Below are 254 nucleotides of genomic sequence, written 5' to 3'. Positions count from 1 at the left end.
TGTAAAGGAATCGACGGTTAGAACGTGGTGGCAAACCAGCAAATTACCGTACATGGCGCGCAAACTGTGCCTGTTAAAGCGCAACGGCTGTATGTCGCTGCACAGTGATGACTGGAAAGGCTTTAGCCTGATTAACGGCGTTCTGCACACGCCTGTGCCTGGCTACAAGCTGACGCCTAATTTCGTGTGTGCTACATGGTATTTGGTGGCGAATCAGCGCAATAAACCCGATTCTTACTGGCAACTTGCGCTGG

Annotated in this window: 1 protein-coding gene; it reads left to right on the top strand. The window is 51.2% G+C overall.

The features are described from left to right. Positions 1 to 52 precede the first annotated feature (52 nt). Positions 53 to 254 (top strand): hypothetical protein (locus SB749_RS20165; RefSeq protein ID WP_410711874.1); only part of this gene is annotated, 202 nt, incomplete at its 3' end.

The organism is Brevibacterium sp. SIMBA_078, assembly GCF_046534565.1.
Lineage (GTDB): Bacteria > Actinomycetota > Actinomycetes > Actinomycetales > Brevibacteriaceae > Brevibacterium.
Note: the sequence above shows the minus strand (reverse complement) of the source record. Positions and strands in the feature narration are given on the sequence as shown.